This window comes from Rhizobacter sp., from assembly GCF_031412495.1.
GTDB lineage: Bacteria > Pseudomonadota > Gammaproteobacteria > Burkholderiales > Burkholderiaceae_C > Schlegelella_A.
Map to the genome: position 1 here is coordinate 1 of NZ_JANODC010000150.1, position 6,626 is coordinate 6,626.

6 protein-coding genes, 1 tRNA gene and 1 pseudogene are annotated in these 6,626 nt (G+C 70.9%); all 8 read left to right on the plus strand.

What is annotated here, in order from left to right:
- Positions 1-581: pseudogene (locus tag AC30N0_RS05405) on the plus strand (nitrite reductase); the annotation flags it as partial.
- Positions 578-982 carry a DUF934 domain-containing protein gene (locus tag AC30N0_RS05410; protein ID WP_489516905.1) on the plus strand — a complete coding sequence of 135 codons (405 nt, stop codon included), beginning with the start codon at positions 578-580 and terminating at the stop codon, positions 980-982. The pseudogene AC30N0_RS05405 and the gene AC30N0_RS05410, both read left to right, overlap by 4 nt.
- Positions 979-1,809: a uroporphyrinogen-III C-methyltransferase gene (cobA, locus tag AC30N0_RS05415; RefSeq protein WP_489516906.1), complete on the plus strand. Its 831-nt coding sequence runs from the start codon at positions 979-981 to the stop codon at positions 1,807-1,809. Before AC30N0_RS05410 ends, cobA begins: the two co-directional genes overlap by 4 nt.
- Before the next feature lie 46 nt (positions 1,810-1,855).
- Positions 1,856-2,179, plus strand: a complete 324-nt coding sequence (fdxA, locus tag AC30N0_RS05420; protein WP_489516907.1) for a ferredoxin FdxA — start codon at positions 1,856-1,858, stop codon at positions 2,177-2,179.
- Positions 2,180-2,192: 13 nt separating this feature from the next.
- Complete coding sequence (locus tag AC30N0_RS05425; protein WP_489516908.1) at positions 2,193-3,260, plus strand: NAD(P)/FAD-dependent oxidoreductase; 1,068 nt, start codon at positions 2,193-2,195, stop codon at positions 3,258-3,260.
- Between the two features lie 189 nt (positions 3,261-3,449).
- A complete protein-coding gene (locus tag AC30N0_RS05430) occupies positions 3,450-5,666 on the plus strand; it encodes a TonB-dependent siderophore receptor (protein WP_489516909.1) in 2,217 nt (738 codons plus the stop codon).
- 43 nt (positions 5,667-5,709) lie between these two features.
- A tRNA-Asn gene (locus tag AC30N0_RS05435) sits at positions 5,710-5,785 on the plus strand.
- A gap of 102 nt (positions 5,786-5,887) precedes the next feature.
- Positions 5,888-6,529 carry a glutathione S-transferase family protein gene (locus tag AC30N0_RS05440; RefSeq protein WP_489516910.1) on the plus strand — a complete coding sequence of 214 codons (642 nt, stop codon included), beginning with the start codon at positions 5,888-5,890 and terminating at the stop codon, positions 6,527-6,529.
- Positions 6,530-6,626: the final 97 nt, after the last annotated feature.

Sequence of the window (6,626 nt, forward strand, 5' to 3'; positions counted from 1 at the left end):
CCCGAGTATCGCACGACCAGACCGTGGTCCGGCCGTGGGGCGGCGCGGGCGCGCTGCCGGCCCGCTGGCCGGCGGCCCGCGCCGCCGGCCTCGCGACGCCGAACATCGGCACCCTCACGGACATGATCGCCTGCCCCGGCGGCGACCTGTGCGCGCTGGCCAACGCCCGCTCGATCCCGATCGCCGCCGCGCTGACCGAGCGGTTCGACGACATCGACGAGCTGCACGACATCGGCGACATCGACCTGCACATCAGCGGCTGCATCAACTCTTGCGGGCACCACCACAGCGGCCACATCGGCATCCTCGGCGTCGACAAGGACGGCAAGGAGTGGTACCAGGTCTCGCTCGGCGGCGCCGACGGCTCTACCCTGAGCGGCGCCTCGACGCCGGGCAAGGTGATCGGGCCGTCGTTTGCCGCCGACGAGGTGCCCGACGTCATCGAGGCCGTCATCGAGACCTACCGCGCCGCGCGCAGCAGCAGCGCCGAGCGCTTCATCCACACCGTGCGGCGCGTGGGGCTCGATCCGTTCAAGTCGGCGGCCAACGCGGTGCGGCGTTCGACGGCGGTGGCGGCGTGAACGGCCACGATCGCGAGAACCCGATCCGGTTCGTCGACGCCGAGGCGCCGGTCGACCTGGTGCTGGCCAACGACACGGATGTCGAGACGATCGTCGCCAGCCTGGCCAGCCTCGCCAGCATCGCCCTCGTCTTCCCGAAGTGGACCGACGGGCGCGCCTACAGCCAGGCGCGCCTGCTGCGCTCGCGCTACCGCTTCAGGGGCGAGATCCGCGCCACCGGCGACGTGCTCGCCGACATGCTGCCGTTGCTCGAGCGCACCGGCTTCGATGCCGCGGCCCTGCGCGCCGACCAGTCGCAGGCGGTCGCCGAACGAGCCCTCTCCTTCTTCCCGAACGGCCACTACCAGGCCGACGTCGTCGTGCCCCGCCCCTGGTTCACCCGCTCCAGCGGATCGCCATGACGACCTCGCGCGGACGGGTGGTGTTCGTAGGCGCCGGCCCCGGCTCGGCCGACCTCATCACCCTGCGCGGCGCGGAGCGCCTGCGCGACGCCGAGGTCGTGCTGTTCGATTCGCTCTCCGACCCGGCCCTGCGCCGGCTCGCACCGGACGCGCGCTGGATCGACGTCGGCAAGCGCGGCCTGCGCCATCTCCCGCACGTCTCGAACGGCGGCGCCGAGAGCACCGGGCAGGACAGCATCAAGGCGCTCCTGGTCCACCACGCCGGCCGTGAAGGCAGGCGCGTCGTCCGCCTCAAGGGCGGCGACCCGAGTGTCTTCGGCCGCCTCGAGGAAGAGCTCGACGCCTTGCACGCCGCCAGCATCGAGAGCGAGGTCGTTCCCGGCGTCACCGCGGCGCTCGCCGCTGCCGCCGCGATGCAGCGCCCCCTCACGCGGCGCGGCACGGGGCGCAGCGTCAGCCTGGCGACGGCCATGACGCACGACGCCGGCCTTGCGGTCGGAAAGCACGCCGAGACGGAAGTCTTCTACATGGCCGGCAAGCAGCTGGCCGCCCTCGGCCGCCGCCTGCTCGCGGCCGGCTGGCCCGCCGACACGCCGGCCCTCGCCGTCTCGCGCGCCGGCTGGCCCGACGAGCTGGGCAGCGACCACACGGTGGGCACGCTCGGCGACGCGACCGTGCTCCATTCCGGCCGGCCGACGGTGGTGACGGTCGGGGTCGGCGCCGCGCCGCTCGCCCGCCCTGCGTCGCCAGGCGCCCTGGCTGCCGGCGCGGCAGCCTCGGCCGTGCCGCCTGAGGCGGTGCATCGAGGCCGTAAAATTACCGCCTGACCGTTCCCTGCGCCTGCCGGCCTGGCGCGCCACCGACTCCCGCGCCATGACCCACGTCGTCCTCGAATCGTGCATCCGCTGCAAGTACACCGACTGCGTCGACGTCTGCCCGGTCGACTGCTTCCGTGAAGGCCCGAACTTCCTGACCATCGACCCGGACGAGTGCATCGACTGCGCGGTCTGCATCCCCGAGTGCCCGGTCAACGCCATCGTTCCCGAGGAAGACGTCCCCGGCGACCAGCAGCACATGATCAAGCTCAACGCCGAGCTCGCCAAGGGCTGGCCGAGCATCACGCGGCGCAAGGCCGCGTTGCCGGATGCCGACGAGTGGAAAGACAAGACCGGCAAGCTCGACCAGCTGGCCCGCTGAGGCCGGAGCGGCGATGGCCGATGCAGCGCTCGCCGACCCCCTCGAGACCGACGCGCTGATCGTCGGTGCCGGCCCCGTCGGGCTGTTCCAGGTGTTCGAGCTCGGCCTGCAGGAGGTTCGCTCGCAGGTCGTCGACTCGCTGCCGCACGCCGGCGGCCAGTGCCTGGAGCTCTACCCCGAGAAGCCCATCTACGACATTGCGGCCCTGCCGTACGCGACGGGCCGCGAGCTGGTGGAGAAGCTGCTGCAGCAGATCCAGCCGTTCGGCGCCGGCTTCCACCTCGAGCAGCAGGTGAGCGAAGTGAAGGCGCGCGACGACGGGCGCTTCGACGTCGCCACCTCGGCCGGCACGCGCTTCGTCGCCAGGGCGATCGTCGTCGCGGGCGGCGTCGGCTCGTTCCAGCCGCGGCGCCTCAAGGTGCCGGGGCTGGACGCCTACCGCGGCAAGCAGCTCTTCGAGCATGCGGCCACGCTGCACGAATGCGCCGACCGGCAGGTCGTGATCGTCGGCAACGGCGAGGCGGCTGTGGCGGCCGCGATAGCCGCCGCGAGCGACGGCGCCGCGAAGGCGGCCGGCGTCACCCTCGTGCACCGGCGCGACGACTTCGACGCACCCGAGGACGACCTCGCCCGCCTGCGCGCCCTGCGCCAGACCGGGCGCGTCGCCTTCGTCGCCGGCCAGCCGGAAGGCGTCGTCGAAAGCGGGGGGCGACTCACCGGCCTGACCCTCCTCGGCAGCGACGGCAACTCCCGGAACGTGCCGCTCGATGCACTCTTCGTCCTGCTCGGCTGGAGCCCGAAGCTCGGTCCGATCGCCGACTGGGGACTCGCGCTCGAGAAGAAGCAGGTGGTCGTCGACACCGCCCGCTTCCAGACCTCGACGCCCGGCATCTTCGCCGTCGGCGACTGCAACACCTACCCGGGCAAGAGGAAGCTCATCGTCTGCGGCTTCCACGAGGCGACGCTCGCCGCCTTCGCCATCGGCGAGCGCGTCCACCCGGACCGCGCCTTGCCTCTTCAATACACGACCACGAGCCCGCTGCTGCATCGCCTGCTCGGCGTCGAGCACGGTCTGAGATAATCGTTTCGCGATGCGGCTGCGGCCGCGTCGCGCATCCGCTAGGGGTGTTGGCGTTTCGAGGACGAGTCTTCGAGGCGCCGACTGAGACAGTCCCTTCGAACCTGATTGAGGTAATCCTCGCGCAGGGAAGCAAGCCGAAACGGCGTTCGCCGTTGACTCGTCGGCCCAGAGACCTGCCATCGAAAGACGATGGCTCACACGACACGCAATCCGCAACCGCGCACGACCCTGGCCCGCGCCCTCGCGCTGGCCCTGGCGCCGGCGCTCCTGCAACCCTTCGCCGCCGACGCGCAGAGCACGACGCTGGCGCCGGTGGTCATCACCGGCAAGTCGCCGCCGACCGCGAGCGTCGCCGGCTGGGGCGATGCCCCGCTCGAACGAGCGCCGCTGCAGGCGACGACGATCGACGCAGCGCAGATCCGCGACGCCGGCGCACGCCGCCTCGCCGACCTGACCCGCTTCGACCCGTCGGTGACCTCGGCCTACGACACCGAGGGCTATGTCGACTATTTCACCGTGCGCGGCTTCGTCATCGACAACCGCTTCAACTTCCGCCGCGACGGCGTGCCGATCAACGCCGAAACCTCGATCCCGCTCGAGAACAAGGCGCGCGTCGACATCCTCAAGGGCACCAGCGGCATCCAGGCCGGCACGAGCGCGCCGGGCGGCCTGGTCGACCTCGTCGTCAAGCGGCCGCTCGATGCGCCCGTCCGCTCCGCCTTCCTCGAGTGGCGCGAGCGCGGCAGCGTCGCCGGCAGCGTCGACCTGAGCCAGCGCTTCGGCGGCGACAGCGCCTTCGGCCTGCGCCTCAACGCCGGCGGCGAGCGCATCGACCCGCAGGTGCGCCACGCGCGCGGCCACCGCCACGTGCTGGCGCTCGCCGGCGACTGGCGCGCCGGCGCGTCGACGCTGGTCGAGGCCGAGGTCGAGACCAGCCGTCGCTCGCAGCCCAGCGTGCCCGGCTTCAGCCTGCTCGGCGACCGGGTGCCGGCACTGCCCGAACCCGGTCTCAACCTCAACAACCAGGCGTGGTCGCTGCCGGTGGTGTTCGACGCCACCACGGCGTCCCTGCGCGTCACGCAGAAGCTCGGCGACGGCTGGCGTGTCGTCGCGCACGGGCTCACGCAGCGGTTGCGCACCGACGACCGCATCGCCTTTCCGTTCGGGTGCACCGACCCGAACCCGGCGCCTGCCGGCACCTACTACCCGGACCGCTACTGCCCCGACGGCACGTTCGACCTGTACGACTTCCGCAGCGAGAACGAACGCCGGCGCAGCAGCACGCTCGACCTGACGCTGCACGGCCAGGCGACCAGCGGCCCGCTCGCTCACGAGTTCAGCGCCGGCGTGCAGCGCACCATCGTGCGCAACCGCTTCCAGGCCCAGGCCTTCAACTTCGCCGGCACCGGGAACGTCGAGGGCACGCTCGCGACGCCGCCCGCGCCCAACCTGACCGCATCGAACACGGACCGGGACGAGCGCTCGACCGAGCTTTCGCTGCGCGACGCGATCGCCTTCGGCCGCGGCTCCACTTTGTGGCTCGGCGCCCGGCACACGCGCATCCAGCGCAGCGCCAACCCCACCGACGGCTCTCCCGGCACGTCGTTCGGCCAGTCGTTCACCACGCCGTTCGCCGCGCTCAGCCAGCAGCTCGGGCGAGGCCCGCTCGTCTACGCGAGCTGGGGCAAGGGCGTCGAGAGCGACGTTGCCCCCGTCGTGCCGCTCGATGCCACGACCACGCCGCCGACCCTGCGCTACACGAACGCCGGCCAGGCCCTGCCGGCGGCCGAGAGCCGGCAGGTCGAGGTGGGCATCAAGGGCGGCGGCGAGCGCACCGAGTGGAGCGCGGCGGCATTCGACATTCGCCGCCCGCTCTTCGGCGACATCGCCAGCGCGGCGGGCCTCTGCGGGAACGTGCCCTGCACGCGCGGACTCGTCGGCGCGCAGCGCCACCGGGGCATCGAAGGCAGCTTGGCATGGCGCGGCGCCGCCTGGGGCCTGCGCGCCGGCGCGCAATGGCTGCACGCGCGGGTGCACGCCCCGGGCGACGCCGCCACCGACGGCAGGCGGCCGACCAACGTCCCCGCCCTCACGGCCCGCCTGCAAGTCGAGCACCGGCTCGCCGCCCTGCCCGGCCTGCGCATGCAAGCGGCCGCGATCCACGAGAGCGCGCGCGAGGTGCTGCCCGACAACAGCGCCCGCATCCCGGGCTGGACGCGCTTCGACATCGGCGCGCGCTACGAGGCCAAGGCCGGCGCCGACGGTGCGACCTGGACCCTGCGCGCCGGCATCGACAACCTCTTCGACCGCCGCGCCTGGCGCGAGAGCCCCTACCAGTTCAGCCACGCCTACCTCTTCCCCCTAGAGCCGCGCACCTTCCGCGTTTCGTTGCAGGTGGACCTCTGAGCAGGCGTCGGGGCGAAGGCCGCCCGCTATAATTTGCGGCTGTTCCTCGATAGCTCAGTTGGTAGAGCGCCGGACTGTTAATCCGTAGGTCCCTGGTTCGAGCCCAGGTCGGGGAGCCAGAAAATCAAGGGGTTACGTCGGGAGGCGTAGCCCCTTTGTTGTTGATATCGACACTGATATCGGCTTCACGCAAACTCGCCCTCGGGCGACCAGGAATCTGTATGTTGACGGTCCACCACCTTGGCAGATCGCAGTCGGAACGCGTCGTCTGGCTGTGCGAGGAACTCGGGCTCGAGTACGACTTGAAGCGGTACGAGCGTGATCCGATCACGTTTCTTGCTCCTCCCGCGTACAAGGCGCTTCATCCGATGGGCACGGCACCGGTGATCACCGACGACAAGCTGGTCCTGGCCGAGTCGGGAGCCATCGTCCAGTATCTTGTCGCCCGGTATGGCGAGGGGCGGCTGCAGGTTCCCCCGGAACATGCCGACTTCGCCAACTACCTCTTCTGGATGCACTTTGCCAACGGCAGCCTGCAGGCCGTCCTGCATAGGTGCTTGGTCGTGCGTCGTCTGAAGCTGGCACCCGACCATCCCACGCTGCTGGCGACACGGGAGCGCGTTGAAAGAGCGCTCAAGACGGTGGATGCAGGGTTAGCGGCCCACCGCTACCTCGCCGGCAGCGAGTTCACGGCCGCGGACGTCATGACTGTCTTCTGCCTGACCACTATGCGGTCTTTTGTTTCCGTCGATCTGACGCCCTACCCGAACGTGGTCGGGTACCTTGGTCGCATCGGCAAACGCGAGGGGTATCGACGAGCGATGCGGAAAAGCGATCCGGAAATGACCCCGCTGCTCACCTAAAGTCGTCCGTGAACCCTTCGCCCCTGGTTCAAGCCCAGGGTGGGGAGCCAAAACGTTCAACGCCTTTGCCGGCTTTCTGTCGTCGGGCGTACCAGGA